The sequence below is a fragment of the Spirillospora sp. CA-294931 genome, from assembly GCF_050946795.1.
GTDB lineage: Bacteria > Actinomycetota > Actinomycetes > Streptosporangiales > Streptosporangiaceae > Spirillospora.
Genome location: NZ_CP192006.1, coordinates 6,779,435 through 6,794,260, shown reverse-complemented (window position 1 = coordinate 6,794,260; position 14,826 = coordinate 6,779,435). Strand labels below are relative to the sequence as shown.

The window sequence follows — 14,826 nt, the reverse complement described above, 5'->3', positions numbered from 1 at the left end:
CCACGAAAGTTCCCGACGGGGCCTCTCGACGTCCGCGTTCGACTTTGAGGACCGCAGTCATGCACACCCTGATCCAGGAGATCGAGAAGGCCGCCATGCGCGCCGACGTCCCGGACTTCCGTCCGGGCGACACGCTCAAGGTGCACGTCCGCGTCACCGAAGGCAACCGGAGCCGTATCCAGGTCTTCCAGGGCGTGGTGATCCGTCGGCAGGGCGGTGGCGCCCGCGAGACCTTCACGGTCCGCAAGGTCAGCTACAGCGTCGGCGTCGAGCGGACCTTCCCGCTCAACAGCCCCTCGATCGAGAAGATCGAGGTCGTCACCCGAGGCGACGTCCGCCGCGCCAAGCTCTACTACCTGCGCAACCTGCGAGGCAAGGCCGCCCGCATCAAGGAGAAGCGCGACTTCTGACATTCACGACGTCCGGCGCCCTGGGAACCCTAGAAGGTGACCAGGGCGTTGCCCGTTTCGGACGGGACATGGTCGGCGACACGGCCATGAGCGCGGTGCCGGGCCCCCGAGCGCCGATAGGCTTTCCCTCTGATGACTGACGAGGACGATCGGAGAGACGTGCGATCCGAAGCCGAGGGCGCGGTGCCCGAAGACGACCAGGCCGTGACCCCCGATCGTCCGATCGCCGATGACGACGCCGGTCGTCCCGATGACGAGCCGCCCACCGAGGGCAAGAAAAAGAAGAAGAAGCAGGGCTCCTTCTGGAAAGAGCTCCCGATCCTCATCGGGGTCGCCCTGGTCCTGGCCCTCGTCATCAAGGCCTTCGCCGTCCAGGCGTTCTACATCCCCTCGGGTTCGATGGAGAACACCCTCAAGGTCGGCGACCGCGTCCTGGTCAACAAGATCGTCTACCACACCCGCGACATCGAGCGCGGCGACATCGTCGTCTTCAACGGCCTCGACTCCTGGGACCCCGAGACCGAGGTCCAGGAACCGACCAACCCGGTCGGCAAGGTCCTGCGCGCCGTGGGCAGCGCCTTCGGCGTCGCCCCCAACGAGAAGGACTACATCAAGCGCGTCATCGGCGTCGCCGGCGACCGCGTGAAGTGCTGTGATGCCCAGGGCCGCGTCACCGTCAACGGCACCCCCCTGGATGAGAAGTCCTACCTCTTCACCGAGCCCGGCGGCGAGCAGAACAAGCCGTCCAACGAGCCCTTCGACGTCACCGTCAAAGAAGGCCAGCTCTGGGTCATGGGCGACCACCGGGAGCTCTCCTACGACTCCCGCTCCCACCGAGGCGACCCCGGCGGCGGCACCATCCCCACCAACCGCGTCATCGGCCGCGCCTTCGTCATCGTCTGGCCCCTCAACCGCATAGACACCCTCCCCATCCCCAACACCTTCAAGCAACAGGCCCTAGCAGCCGCCGCCCCAGCCACCCCAGTGGCCCTAGGCCTCCTAGCCGCCTTCCCCTTGATCCGCCTAACCCGCCGCTTCCGCTCCAACTAACCACCGCAACCACAGGCCACCAGCTCCTGGCGCGCACAGCGCCCACGACGCCGTCGTCCCCTCAGCCGACCGTCCCGACCCGCACAGCGACCCTGCACCGGAATGACCCCCGCGCTGCTGGTCGTGGGGTGTCAGGCGATGGAGTTCGTCCCAGCGGCGATGCTGGGGGTGCCCACGAAACCCCGCCGGGTGCGTAGCGGCCCCAACTCCTGGCAGGCAGCGCGCGAAAACCCGTCCCCACCCGGCCTTTCCCAACGCCAACGCCGCCACGAAGAACCGCCCCAAAGCTCCACCGACCAACGACGCCTCGCGCCGCAGGGCCTCCCCAAGCCCGAAGCCGTTCACTTCGTCCATGCCGTCGAACGGGCAGTGTTCGCCGCCGTCCAGGCCAATCGAGACAACCTGGACAGCGCCCAACCAATGAGCAGACGAAATCATCGCCGCCTGGAAGTTCCTCACCACGGCAGCACGGCAATGTGTGCGGGGTCACTCGGCGCTGAGCTGCTGATCTCCTGAAAGGTCCGAGGAAGGCGCCATTCACGGCACCTTGGGGCGTTCGGGCGACGTACGCTGCGGTGCATGAACGGTCGTCCGCTGCGGTTCACACCACGCCGTGACGCTGGGTTGCACGCATACGAGCGGGTGCTTGAGCATGCGGGGCTCAGCCCGGTCGCAGGCGTGGACGAGGCCGGACGCGGCGCGTGCGCGGGGCCGCTGGTCATCGGTGCGGTGATCCTCGCAAATGGCAAGCGAGCCAGGATCGAGGGCCTGACCGACTCCAAGCTCGTGACCCCCAAACGGCGCGAGCTTCTCTACGCGGAGATCGTCGAACGCGCAGCCGCATGGAGCGCCGTGGTGATCCCATGCCACGACATCGACCGGATCGGCGTCCACCGCTGCAACATCACGGGCATGCGCCGCGCGCTAGCCGCGCTGGACGTGCGGCCCGCCTACGTCCTCAGCGACGGCTTCAGGGTGCCCGGCCTCGAAGTCCCCAGCCTGAACGTGATCAAGGGCGACCAGGTCGCCGCCTGCGTGGCCGCCGCCTCGATCATCGCCAAGGTCACCCGAGACCGGATCATGACCGAGCTGCACCAGCGCTACCCGGCCTACGGCTTCGACGTCCACAAGGGCTACTCAACGCGTGACCACTCCGCCGCTCTGACCGAACACGGCCCCTGCCCCGAGCACAGGTTCTCTTTCGTCAACGTAGGCCGCGCCATGCGCGACACCGCAGACGAGGCCCTAGGGGAAGAGCTGGGCATGCCCCCAGAGGACGAAATCCCTGGCGACGGCCTCCCCGAAAACGCCCGCGCCTGACCCCGCTCACCGCGGAGACCGGCTCTCGCCATCCGTGCCTCCAGCACAACAAGGGCCCACCGAACCGCCGATCAGGCAAGCACGACGCCCCTCCTTCGCGACAACACCACGTCGATCACCGCGCCCGCAATACGGGGAAGTCACGCTAGCAGCGCCCCCGAGGCATAGCGCATGCCCTTCCATTGCGCTCGCCGCGAACCCAATCGGCACTCCTTCACCAAACGCAACACAGAACTAGAAAGCGGCTGAGCGACCACAACGAACAGCCGGAAACAGCGTCACACCAGAATGTCCACACATCAGAGCTCGATCATGACCGTCGCCTCCACAGAGCAAGAGAGCGTGGCGACCCCGAGTATCCGTTGGCATCGTGCACCCGCCGGACCCCGGTCTCCGGACGTGTGGGGCCGAACGCCGAACGCCGGTCGCGTGAGGGCGGACGCCGGATGCGGGATGCCGTGTGGGGATGCGGGATGCCGGGCGCTGGACGTCGGATGCCCGACGCGATCGCTGGGCGCTGAACGCCGCACGCGAGACGCGCGCGCCGGGACGCCTCAGACCTCGGGTGCGGGGCCCGGACTGGATGCGGTGCCCCCAGGGCGCCGAGAGCGGGACGCTGGGCGCCAGATCCCGGATGGGGGCGCCAGACGTGGCACGTGGGGCGCCGGACCTACGGGCGCGCCGGACCTACGGTTTCGACGCGCCAAGCTCCAGGCGCGGAATGCGTTGGCGGATCCCGGATGCCGTGCCTCGGCCGCGGGGGCCGGGCGCTGAACACCAAGGTCCACCTGCCCCGACGTCCGGGAACGACCGCAGCCGTTCGACCCGCTCACCGGACGGGGACCGGGCCGACAACAACCACCCCACCGGCCTCACAAATCGTGGCGGTGGAGATCGACCTCGGTCGGCAGAACTCAGGACACGCAGGCCAGGCCAGCATGCGTTGGATCTGCGGTGATTGCGGGTCGTGTGTCCGGTCCGCTCAGTGGACCACTCCTTGTCCCATCTTGCGGCGGTCGGTGAAGGTGGCTCTCTGCGTGGTGCCGGTGCGGATGAGCACCGCCGCTCGATCCGATGTGCGTGTCAACAGTGGTGCCAAAGGGGGTCCTGCGTGATGCAGGGATCGAATTCAAGAAGACGGGTGTCCATTCGTTCTCCGCTCGTCGCCGTGGTGGTCGCGATGGCGGTCGGTCTGTCGGCGAATGTCGCCGTCGCCGCTCCGGCCGCCGCCCAGCCCGGCAAGGCTCCGGCGGCTGAGCAGCCCGGCACGGCCCAGGCCGCCGCCCAGCCCGGCACGGCCCAGGCCGCCGCGCAACCCGGTACGGCCCAGGCCGCCGCGCAACCCGGTACGGCTCCGGCCGCCGCCCAGCCGGGCAAGCCTCAGAAGTCCGTCCAGGCCCAGGTTGGCACGGGGGGTCTCACTGTGGTCGCGCCTCGCCTGACCGATCGTGGTAGCGCGGTACTTCGCGGGGTGACGTATGCGAAGGGCCGGGTCCGGGTCGAGGGTGGCGTGCTGCCGGTTACCGTGTCCAGCGACCAGAAGGGCCGGTACTCCGCCGAGGTGTTGTTGCGCCCGAACGCGAACAACAAGCTCAAGGTGTCCGCCTACCAGGGCCGCCGCGTCATCTCCAAGAAGATCGCGGTACAGCAGAAGTTGAAGAACCCCAAGGGCCGGGTGTCCGGCGAGGTCTTCGACATCTCCACCCGCAAGGCGATCGCCGGCGCCACCGTGCGGTACGGGTGGCGTACCGCCAAGGCCGACCGCGACGGCCGCTTCACGTTGACCGGTCTCCCCGAGGGCGGCGTCGCTGTTTCCGCGTACTCGGCGGGACGGCTCAGCGGGGCCCAGGCCACCCAGGTCAAGCGCGGCCAGGGCAAGACCGGCCGCATCCTGCTGCAGACGCTGGCCAGACCGGTGAGTGTCAGCCCGAAGGGCGGGACGTACTCCGGGCACGGCTGGAAGGTGCAGGTTCCAGCGGGTGCCGTCGCCAAGCCGACCAACGTGAACCTGACGCGGCTGCTGATGACCGGTGCGAAGGACGAGTTCGGCCTGCCCGTGGTCGATGCGTCCCCGAACGGGTTGCGTTTCGCCCGTCCGATCACCGTGACCGTCGACCCGGGTCTCATCGGGCTCGTCCCCGCGCATACACGCTTTGTGGGCGTCGACCCCGACACCCTGACGACCTTCCCGTTGAAGACCCGCGTGGTGGGCAAACAGGTGCAGTTCCAGCTGACCCAGCTGCGCGGCATGGAGATCCGCGTCGAAATACCACCGGACCCGAGCAACATGTGGGGTGGCCCGTCCAGTTTCTGCAAGCCATTCACAACCTACAACGATGCCCGCAACGCCCAGCAGTATTTGCATGACATCCTGCTCCCGGCATTGCGGGCCAAGGTCGGCGAGACATCGCATTACCTGTGGAGTAAATATCTCACTCCCGGGGTTCCTGCCCCGTCACGGGAAGACATCACAAACCCTGACGCACTCAGGAGCTTCGACGAACACCCAACCACAGTCGTCATGCGCTCGAATACCATTATTCGGGCCAGGGGTCGCGTGCTCAGCGGATACGCTCCAAAACTCGCACGTCCCGAGACCCCAACGAGGAAGATGCTTTCCGACTTCCCGGATCTCGATGGCAAGCCAATGGGCGTAAACGTAGACATCGAATATGGCGACGACTCCTACGCCCTTCCCGTAAATATCGCCGGCGGTGTAAGTGAAACCCATATGCCCGGCCAGGGCGTCTTCCAAGACCGGCGAGACTTCATAGGTGATCTCACATTCATTCCCTACGTCAACATAAAGGGTGTATTGACGCGGGTCGATATGAAGGCGAACGTGAGGCTGGCACTGGAAGACGGTGTCGATTTCTGCCCCGGCGAGATAGGGGAGAACTTCGTCAAGAACTTCACAGTTCCGCTGAGCCGACTTGAGAAGACACCCTACTTCGGTGCCGGCACCTGGGCGAAGCCAGTCATCTACAAGCTCAAAACGGGCAAACCCAAGACGATCACTCATGACGTCACCGACGCGTACAACAACGACGAGGACCAAGACAGTGTGCCGAATTACCCACCGTGGGAGGGTGCGTCGTTCAAGCTGGACAACTGCAAGGAAACCTACAATCCGGATCAAGCTGACCGTGATGGCAACGGTAAGGGCGACGCGTGTGAGCCCTGCCCGCCGAACAGGATCCAGGCCGCTGCCGACAAATGCGAGCGGCCTCCGGGCGGTAATGCCGGTGGTGCTCCCAGGCCGGATGGCACTCCCCGGCCTGATACCGGTCCGTCCAAGCCGGGGACCGGTGGGTCCTATGGTGACCCGCATTTCATCACCTTCGACGGTGGTGCGGTCGATTTTCAGGGCGCCGGTGATTATGTGCTGGCCCAATCGGCCGCCGGTGACTTCGCCGTCCAAGGCCGGTATGTGCGCCTGCCAGGACGGTCCTCGACCATGTCGATCAACCGGGGTGTCGCGGCCAAGGTCGGCAAGTCGGTGATCGCGTTCGGTGACGACACCACCTCCGAGCCGATGGCTCCTCAAGTGGCGACACTGGACGGCAAGCGGATCGCGCTCAAGCCGGGGATGAGCCAGAAGCTGCCCGGCGGGGCCGTGCTGACCTACGGCTATGTGCGTGGTGCGGTGGTGCGGTGGGCCGACGGCACCGAGCTGGCCGCTGGACGGTGGATCGCCGACAACGCCTTCATCACCCTGGCGCCCAGTCGCTTCGGCAAGGTCCGCGGGCTGCTGGGCAACGCCGACCGCAACCCGGCCAACGACCTGACCGCCCGTAACGGCACCCGGGTCACCGACCCCCTCAACCTCCAGCAGCTGTACGGCTCGTTCGGGGCCAGCTGGCAGGCCACCGGAAAGGCCTCACTGTTCCGCACCAAGATCCCGCCGGGCGGCGCCCTACCGGTGCGTCCGCCCAAGGTGGCCTCGGTGGCCGACCTATCCCCGGCGGCTCGCGCCGACGCTGAGCGGGTCTGCCGGGAGATGGGCGTGGCGCCGGGCGCCGCGTTGCAGCAGTGCATCCTGGACGTCGGCCTCACCGGCGACCGCACTTTCGCCGGCAACGCCGCGGTGGTGGCCGACCGGCTGCGCTCCTCGGTCGATCTCGCGGCCCTGACCGGACGGGTGGAGACCACCGCCACCCTGCCCTTGAATCAGAACGTCCAGGGCAGGCTGGACAAGGCGTACGTCACCGATGTGTTCCAGTTCAACCTCACCGCGGGGCAGAACCTCAAGGTCACCACCCCCGGCCCGTGCACCGGATCGGGCACGTTCTCCATCACCCTGGTCGCCCCGTCGGGGCGGGCGATCGACCGGACCCGCGGCGCTGGCTGCGGCACCCTGGAGGCCACCGGTCTGCGTGAGAGCGGCCGCTACCAGCTACGCGTCCACGACACCGGCGGCTTCACCGGCCCCTACACGCTGCGCGCCGACACCCAGCAAGCCCAGGCGGTCTGCCAGGGCGACAAGGTCGCCCCCAGCGACGACGAGCTGTCACCCAAGGTCAACCTGGCCTTCCCGATCAACTTCAAGGGCCGCCAGTTCAACGCGCTGTGGGTCAACAACAACGGCAACGTCACCTTCGACGACGCGTTCTCGGACTACACCCCCAAACCGTTCGAGGGGGTGCGTTCGCCGATCATCGCGGCGCTGTGGGCCGACACCGACACCCGCAAACCAGGATCGGGCCAGGTCCGCTACGGCAACGGCACCGTCCAGGGACGCCGCGCCTTCTGCGTCGACTACGACAAGGTCGGCTACTACAACCAAAACACCGACAAACTCAACACCTACCAGCTGTACATCGTCGACCGCGCCGACGTCGCACCCGGCGCCTTCGACATCGTCTACCACTACAAGACCCTCAAGTGGGAGACCGGCGACGCCAGCAGCGGCAACAGCGGCCTGGGCGGCACCTCCGCCGGAGCCGGCTACTCCAACGGCACCGGCAACCCCGGCACCTTCCACGAAGTCAACGGATCACGCCGCCCCGGCACATTCCTGGACACCTCACCCACCGGGCTCGCCAAAACCTCCACCAACAGCAACCAACCAGGAATGCACGTCTTCCCCATCCGGAACTAGACACGTGATCCCGAGGGATCGCCTGCGAAATTGAGGCGAGGGTGTCCATGATCAACTCATGGACACCCTCGCTACGTCTGTCAGCGGCGAAGATCGCCGACGACCTGAACCTCCGCCGGGCACCTGATCATGAACCAGAGGCTCCGCCACTGACGGCTAACCCCTGGGTAGGCCGCCCGCGGTGCCGCGACGTGGTGATCGTCGGGGCGTTGGGGCCGTGCCTCCATTACTCTTGAGACGAGAGCTGGCAAGGATGCCCACCAGCGGACTGGCATGATCGGTAGGCTGAGGTCCAAGATGGGGCAGGGGCAAAGTTCCTGGTCAGATGCCTTGTTGGCTCCGGGCAGGGGGTAGTGGTGTCCGCTGAGGACCTTGAGAAGTACGAAACCGAGATGGAGCTGCAGCTCTATCGCGAGTACCGCGATGTCGTCGGCTTGTTCACCTACGTCGTTGAGACCGAGCGCAGGTTCTACCTCACCAACTCGGTCGACCTCCAGGTGCGCAGCACGGACAACGGCGAGGTCTTCTTCGAGGTCACCATGCAGGACGCCTGGGTCTGGGACATGTATCGTCCCGCTCGCTTCGTCAAGAACGTCCGCGTCGTCACCTTCAAGGACGTCAACGTCGAAGAACTCGCGAAGAGCGACTTCGAACTTCCCGCCGAGCAGTAGAGCACCCCGCCCGGCACAACACTCGCCCCTTCAGCCCTCACCGTTGTGCCGCCATCCGCCTCCGCAACTGCCCAGGCATCAAACCCCGCCCATGCTTCACCTCCCCAATTATCCTCGATCTCCCTCGCGCGCCTATCTCCCTGCCTTTCGCCTCAGATGAACGCGCACGCCGCTAGCGCCTGGCCCTGGCATGGATGCGGGGCCAGAACGCGGAGGGTGTGGCTCGCGCCCGCGCAGTCGCCCGAGGCCCGAGAGCGGGCCCAGCAGGCCCTGGCGATCCAGCACGACGTCACCTCCGTCCCCGCGCCTGCCCCGGTCCGCGCCTGCCCCGGTCCGCGCCTACCCCGGTCTGCGCCTGCCCCGTCCGCGCTTAGCCCGTCTGCGCTACCCCGGTTCGCGCTTAGCCCGGTCCGCGCTTAACCCCGCCCATGCTTCACCGCCCCAGGTGTTCTCAGTCTGCCGGGCGCGCCCATCTCCCTCCCCTCCGGCTTAGATGAAGGCGCACTCCGCTAGCGCTCGCATACTCCGCGCTTATCCGCGTCTCGTCCTCCTCCGTGCGTGCCTGGCCAAGCCACACCTCCGCACACCTGGCCTCATGGTCGCTGCGGTGATGCGCGAGACGGGCGCCCACCCCGCCATAAATCGGAGGGATGCCGCGCTCGTACGAAGCCCTCGACCACCCCGGCCCGATCAGCGGCCCGTGGTGCCAGGGGATCGTAATGCTGCGCGTGCACAGCGATGAGGCGATACGCAAGCTACGGATGCCTGCTGTCACTCGCTCAGCATGTGGTTAATGGTGATAAGTATCCCTGAGATATGGCGCCGCCTGGTCTGGAAGTGCTGGTAAGTGGGTCACTAGATCTGCGGGTCTTAATGAGGCACCTTGTAACTGGCCACCAAGGCATGGGACGTGCTCTGTCATTGACGTGGTCATCCTGGGAGTGGCAGCGCGACACGTAACTTGTCGGTCGGTCATGGCGTCTTGGCTGCCTTGGTCAGGCGCCAACCCGAGGGGGAGCGTTCGACGAAGCCCGAGGCGGAGAGCAGGCCCAGTTTGGCGTTGACGGTGGCGAGATCAACGCCGGCCTTGCCCGCCAATTGGGCTGGGCCTGCGGAGCCTCTTGCGGGTAGGGCCTCTAGGACGGCTCGGGTCGTGGCGTCCAGCCGGTCGCGAGGGAGGACGGGAGCTCGTGGAGTCGCGGCCAGGTCGACGCCCATCGCTCCGACTGCTTCGATGACCTCGTCCGTGCGGCTCACCAGCGTTGCGTCCTCTCGTAATAGTCGATGGCATCCCACGGAGGTGCGCGAGTCGACCGGACCGGGCACGGCCATGAGCATGCGACCCAACTTGCGGGCCCAAGCGGCAGTGTTGAGTGCTCCGCTTCGTCGCTCGGCTTCCACGACGACCGTGCCGCGCGAGAGGGCTGCGATCACGCGGTTGCGGACGAGGAAGCGGAGCCGGTTCGGCTCAGTTCCGGGCGGAGACTCGCTGATGAGCAGGGACCTGCGCGCCATCTCGGTGAAAAGTCCGTCGTTGGACGCCGGATAGGGGACGTCCACGCCGTTGGCGAAAACGGCGATGGTCGGGCCGTCAGCCGCGAGAGCGCCGCGATGCGCGGCGGCGTCGATGCCCAGCGCTCCACCGGAGATGACCGTCCAGCCTCGCTCGGCCAGATCGGATCCGAGGTCGGTCGCGACGCGGAGGCCATAGGGCGAGGCCGCCCGGGAACCGACGATGGCCACCGAGCGAAGGCAGTCGTATCGCAGGTCGTTCGGGCCGCGAATCCAGAGCGCGTAGGGACGCTGGCGATTCAGGTCGTCCAGGGTGGTGGGCCATTCAGCGTCCCCAGGGCACACCAGACGGCCACCTAACTGTTCGCACACGAAGAGATCTTGCTCGGGGTTGGCCGCGGCCAGGCGGATGCGCCAGCGTCGTGAGTGAGCTTCAGCGGGATCGTCGCTGCGGATGATTTCGACGGCTCCGGCGGCGCCGTGTTCCTCGATGAGTTCATTGAGGTGCGCGTCGCCGGGCTCCGCGACTGAGCAGAGAGCCGCGCGAGCCATACGTTCGTCCATTTGGATTGTCTCCCGTTGCGCCGGACCGTGACGTGCCGTCACGGATGGATTGGACTGCCCGGCCGACATCGCAGCCAATGGGCGGTGTGGGTGTTCAGGGGTCGGAATCTTGCGCGGCCGCCATTGAAGGGCGGGCGCACTGGGGGCCTGACCCGCTTACGCGGCGGGCTGGGCGAGGCGTGCGGGACGTCCAGCTCAGCGCGCCCCCTGGGCCAGGCTGCAATGTCGTGACGTCGGATGGACCCGCTGCCGCGCGTGGGATGCCGAGAACTGTGTGTGGCGTCGAACTGCGTGGCGTCCAGGAACCGCTTCCAATACCACTGTCAGGCCGGACTTCCAGCACCACTGTCAGGCCGGACGCCGAGCACTCGATCGCGCTCGGTGCGACGGGGGAGTGCAGCATGGCCTGGGTGGCCGCGTCCACATCGGCCGTCGCGCACGTGACATCAGCGTGGGCCGACGGCACCGAGCGTTGGTGTTACTTGTTCGAGCCGCTGACGTGTTGAGCCTTCATCGAGAGCGGGAAAGTGGTGACCGACGGGGCGAACGTCAGGACCGCTGGCGGACCCACGAGACGCCAGCACGGGCCGTTTGTCTGGGGACGGGCGGGCGCATCTGCGGAGTGGCTCGTTCGTCACGGCTCGGGAGTGGAGCGGGTACTGGATTGATTCGGTGCTCGCCTGCGGTCGCACCACTGGCGCGTCGTCCACCGCTAGGCCAACCGTTTGGCCCGGACGGTTCGCGCGTTGCGAGCCGACCTGCCAGAGAGAACCCTGGGGAGGCGGGCTTTAGCGCGCCGCCGCCGTCGCCAGCTTCGCCGCATGAGATCGAATTGAGGATGGTCATGGTGCTGTCTCCTTGCAGCTAGTGGTGGCGTGATCTGTGGATCCGCCTTTTCTGTGATGTTTGGCCTGTGACTGAACTGTCGGCAGTGATTTGGGTCAGTACGCCACCTCCCTTGGGCGATTGAGGGCAGCGTGCTAGGCATCTGATGTCTGCGGTCGCCGTCGTTCCTGGCCGGCATCGCACTGGTGGTTGTGCCGACGGCCGGGACGCTGCCGCCGAGTTCCGACCGCTCGACCGAACAGGACGGCGAACGGCCCCAGGCCCGCCTGCTCCCGCCCTCCGGCCGTCCCGCCCTCCGGCCGTCCCGCCCTCCGGCCGTCGCGGCCTGCCCCGGCCTGCCCCGGCCTGCCCCGGGCCTGCCTCCGGCCGTCTTGGTCGTCCCGGCCTCCTCCGGGCCTGCTCCTGGTCGTCCTGGCCGTCCCGGTCGTCCCGGTCGGCCCCGGCGGCCCTGGCGGCCCGGGCGGTCACAGGCGGCCCTGGCGGCGCCCGGCCGTCTCGGCGGCCATGGGGCCCTGGGCCTGGCCGCTGGGGCGGAAACCCTCGGCGTTGGTCGTGGATTGCTGCGCCGCCCGCGACGCCGACCTGGGCGGCGCGGCCGTCCGCGCGGGTGACCTGGGTGCGGGTCCTGTTCGTGCGAGGGCGAGTAAGGCGCGGGACGTGGACGCGAGGCTGGGGCGGTCTGGGTACAGCATCGAGGCGGACGTCCGCCATGCATTGATCGCGCGGTGGTAGCTCTCAAAGCGGGCCCCCGCCGCTGCCGCCCAGGGCTACGGCGCCCTGCAGCAGCTGCTTCCGGGCGGGATGTTCTGGAAACCCGACCATCCCTGCTTCACGGCCCAGGGCCTGGGCACGGCGCAGGAGATGCCGAAGAACTGGTTCCAGTCGTCGGCGGCGCACCCCTGGGCCCGGCGACGCGGTCGAGGGGACTGCGCAGCGGGAAGGCAAGCTCGAACGCGAGCGATGGGACACACAGTGGGCTGTGATGGGCGGTACTGCGCTCCCGGCTCCCGGCGCAGCGCCGGGGGCGGGGCGATAGTGAGGGCCGGGGTGAGGTGGTGGGAATGGGGTTGGTATATAGCGGTGGGGTTTTCGTCCTCTCAGATGGTGTCGGGTTTGGGGGAGGGCGCGAGAAATGTGAGGGCATGGGCGTGGGGTTTCCGAGTTGGTGGCTGGGACGACCCGGCTGGCGCGCGGGCTGTGCGTCCTGCTGCCCGGCGGCGGTGAGGTCACGGGGCTGCAGGGAGGGCTGTGCCGGCGCGTACGGGGCGAGCTTTAGCGGGTGGGGTGGGGAGTAGGGCGATTGGGTGGGTTTGGTTAGGGGCGGCGGCCGGTCCATAGGGAGAGGGCGCCGCCTATGTCGTCTTCGTTGGGGTGGTCGCGGGCGGCTAGGTCGGCGAGGGTCCAGGCGACTCGGAGGACGCGGTCCAGGCCGCGGGCGCTGAGGGAGCCGTTTTGGAGGGCCTCGTCGGCGGCCTTCATGGCGTCGGGTGGGGGTGTGTAGTGGCGTCTGAGGTCGGGGCCGGGGATTTGGGAGTTGGAGCGCCAGGGGGTGTCGGCTAGCCGTTTGAGGGTGCGTTCGCGGGCCAGGACGACGCGTTCGGCGACCACGTCGCTGGCTTCGGCGAATTCGAGGTCGTAGCGGAGTTCGGCGCGGCTGGCCGGGGTGAGTTCGAGTTTGAGGTCGATGCGGTCTAGGAGCGGGCCCGAGATTCGGGAGAGGTATCGGCGGCGGATGGCGGGGGCGCAGGAGCAGTCGACTTGTTTGGCGGCGGCGCAGGGGCAGGGGTTGGCCGCGAGGGCGAGGGTGAACTGGGCAGGGAAGCGGGCCGTGCCTTCGGACCTGGAGATGCGGACCTCGCCCTCTTCGAGGGGTTGGCGTAACGCGTCCAGGACGCTGCCCATGAATTCGGGTGCCTCGTCGAGGAAGAGGATTCCTCGGTGGGCTAAGGAGACGGCTCCGGGTTGGAGGCGGCGGCCCGAGCCGCCGCCGACCATGGCGGCTCTGGTGGCTGTGTGGTGAGGGGCGTAAAAGGGCGGGCGGGTGATGAGGGGTTCGCCTGGGGCGAGGGTTCCGGCTACGGAGTGGATCGCTGTTACTTCGAGGGTGGCTTCGGGGTCGAGGGGTGGGAAGAGGGTCGGGAGGCGTTCGGCCAGCATGGTTTTGCCGCACCCGGGTGGTCCGCTGAAGAAGAGGTGGTGGCCTCCGGCGGCGCTGATCTCCAGGGCTCGGCGGGCTTCGGCTTGGCCTCGGACGTCGGCCAGGTCGAGGGAGTTTTGGCTGCTGCGGCGGATGGAAAGGCCGTCGGCACTTCGGGGGGTTGGCGAGTTTTCACCGGCGTCGTCGTCTTCGAAGGCGGGGGGAGGTTCGTCCCGAAGGAGGCAGAGGAGGGCGCGGAGCGTGCCTACGGATATGACCTTCATGTCGGGGACCAGATCGGCTTCGGCCGAGTTGGCCCTGGGGACGACCACGGTGTGGCAGCCCGCGTTCGCGGCGGCCAGGACGGCGGGCAGGACGCCTGGGATCGGGCGGATTCTGCCGTCGAGGCCGAGTTCGCCTATGAGGACGAGGTCGGCGCAGGCGCGGGGTGGGATCGCCTCTGCTGAGGCGAGAATGGCTATGGCGATCGCCAGGTCGAAGATCGAGCCTTGCTTGGGGAGGCTTGCGGGGAACAGGGAAACGGTTACGTGGCGGTTGGGATAGTCCTCGCCCGAGTTGAAGATCGCTGCGCGGACGCGGTCGCGGGCCTCAGTGAGGGCCGCGTCCGGGAGTCCTACGAGGTGGAGGCCGGGGACGCCGCTGGTGATGGCGGCCTCGACGTCCACGACGAAGCCGTCGACGCCCACGAGGGAGACCGAGTGGGTCTTGGCCAGCGTCATCAGCAGACCTCCCTCAGATGCTCGAACGTGAAGCCGTCGCCGGTGGTGACCAAACCGATGACGTCGACGCGGACGCTCGCACCGGGGACGCCGTGGGCGGCCGCCCAGCGCAGGGCCAGGCGGCGTAAGCGGGCCGCCTTGGCGTGGTCGACCGCGTCGAGGGGCGTACCGAACGCCGTGGACGTCCGGGTCTTGACCTCGCAGACCACGTGCCGGGTGCCGTCGAAGGCGACGATGTCGAGCTCGCCCTCGGGACAGCGCCAGTTGCGGTCGACGACCGTCCAGCCGAGGCGGGCCAGGTAGTCGGCGGCGGCGGTCTCGCCGCGGCGGCCGAGGTGCATGTTTTTCATGCGTTTTACGGTCGCGGGCCGCGGCGGGCGGCAAAAGTCGAATCTCGTTCTGTGGATAACGTGCCGTGTGGCGATCTTGGGTCGGTCGCCTCCCGAGATGGTGGGTGCTTGTTTTTGGAGGCGTG

9 protein-coding genes are annotated in these 14,826 nt (G+C 67.7%); 6 read left to right on the top strand and 3 right to left on the bottom strand.

Going from position 1 to position 14,826, the window contains the following annotated elements:
- Positions 1–59 precede the first annotated feature (59 nt).
- The 6 genes from rplS to ACQPY4_RS30595 all read left to right on the top strand — a co-directional run bounded on the left by rplS (position 60) and on the right by ACQPY4_RS30595 (position 8,552).
- Positions 60–410: a 50S ribosomal protein L19 gene (gene rplS, locus ACQPY4_RS30620; RefSeq protein ID WP_030164333.1), complete on the top strand. Its 351-nt coding sequence runs from the start codon at positions 60–62 to the stop codon at positions 408–410.
- A 159-nt stretch (positions 411–569) separates the two neighbouring features.
- The gene (lepB, locus tag ACQPY4_RS30615; RefSeq protein ID WP_433326728.1) at positions 570–1,460 is read left to right on the top strand and encodes a signal peptidase I; all 891 of its coding nucleotides are present in this window, start codon (positions 570–572) and stop codon (positions 1,458–1,460) included.
- Positions 1,461–1,562: 102 nt separating this feature from the next.
- Positions 1,563–1,976, top strand: coding sequence for a hypothetical protein (locus tag ACQPY4_RS30610; protein ID WP_433326726.1), 414 nt, complete (start codon positions 1,563–1,565; stop codon positions 1,974–1,976).
- A gap of 63 nt (positions 1,977–2,039) precedes the next feature.
- The gene (locus ACQPY4_RS30605) at positions 2,040–2,780 is read left to right on the top strand and encodes a ribonuclease HII (RefSeq protein WP_433326724.1); all 741 of its coding nucleotides are present in this window, start codon (positions 2,040–2,042) and stop codon (positions 2,778–2,780) included.
- A 1,141-nt stretch (positions 2,781–3,921) separates the two neighbouring features.
- Positions 3,922–7,881: a nidogen-like domain-containing protein gene (locus tag ACQPY4_RS30600; protein WP_433326722.1), complete on the top strand. Its 3,960-nt coding sequence runs from the start codon at positions 3,922–3,924 to the stop codon at positions 7,879–7,881.
- A 356-nt stretch (positions 7,882–8,237) separates the two neighbouring features.
- Complete coding sequence (locus tag ACQPY4_RS30595; RefSeq protein WP_433326720.1) at positions 8,238–8,552, top strand: DUF2469 domain-containing protein; 315 nt, start codon at positions 8,238–8,240, stop codon at positions 8,550–8,552.
- 972 nt (positions 8,553–9,524) lie between these two features.
- Here the strand turns inward: ACQPY4_RS30595 and dprA are convergent.
- The 3 genes from dprA to ACQPY4_RS30580 all read right to left on the bottom strand — a co-directional run bounded on the left by dprA (position 9,525) and on the right by ACQPY4_RS30580 (position 14,701).
- Positions 9,525–10,628 (bottom strand): DNA-processing protein DprA, encoded by a 1,104-nt coding sequence (gene dprA / locus ACQPY4_RS30590; protein ID WP_433326718.1) that lies wholly within the window; start codon positions 10,626–10,628, stop codon positions 9,525–9,527.
- Positions 10,629–12,788: 2,160 nt separating this feature from the next.
- Positions 12,789–14,351, bottom strand: a complete 1,563-nt coding sequence (locus ACQPY4_RS30585) for a YifB family Mg chelatase-like AAA ATPase (RefSeq protein ID WP_433326716.1) — start codon at positions 14,349–14,351, stop codon at positions 12,789–12,791.
- A complete protein-coding gene (locus ACQPY4_RS30580) occupies positions 14,351–14,701 on the bottom strand; it encodes a YraN family protein (protein ID WP_433326714.1) in 351 nt (116 codons plus the stop codon). Before ACQPY4_RS30580 ends, ACQPY4_RS30585 begins: the two co-directional genes overlap by 1 nt.
- Between the last annotated feature and the right edge of the window lie 125 nt (positions 14,702–14,826).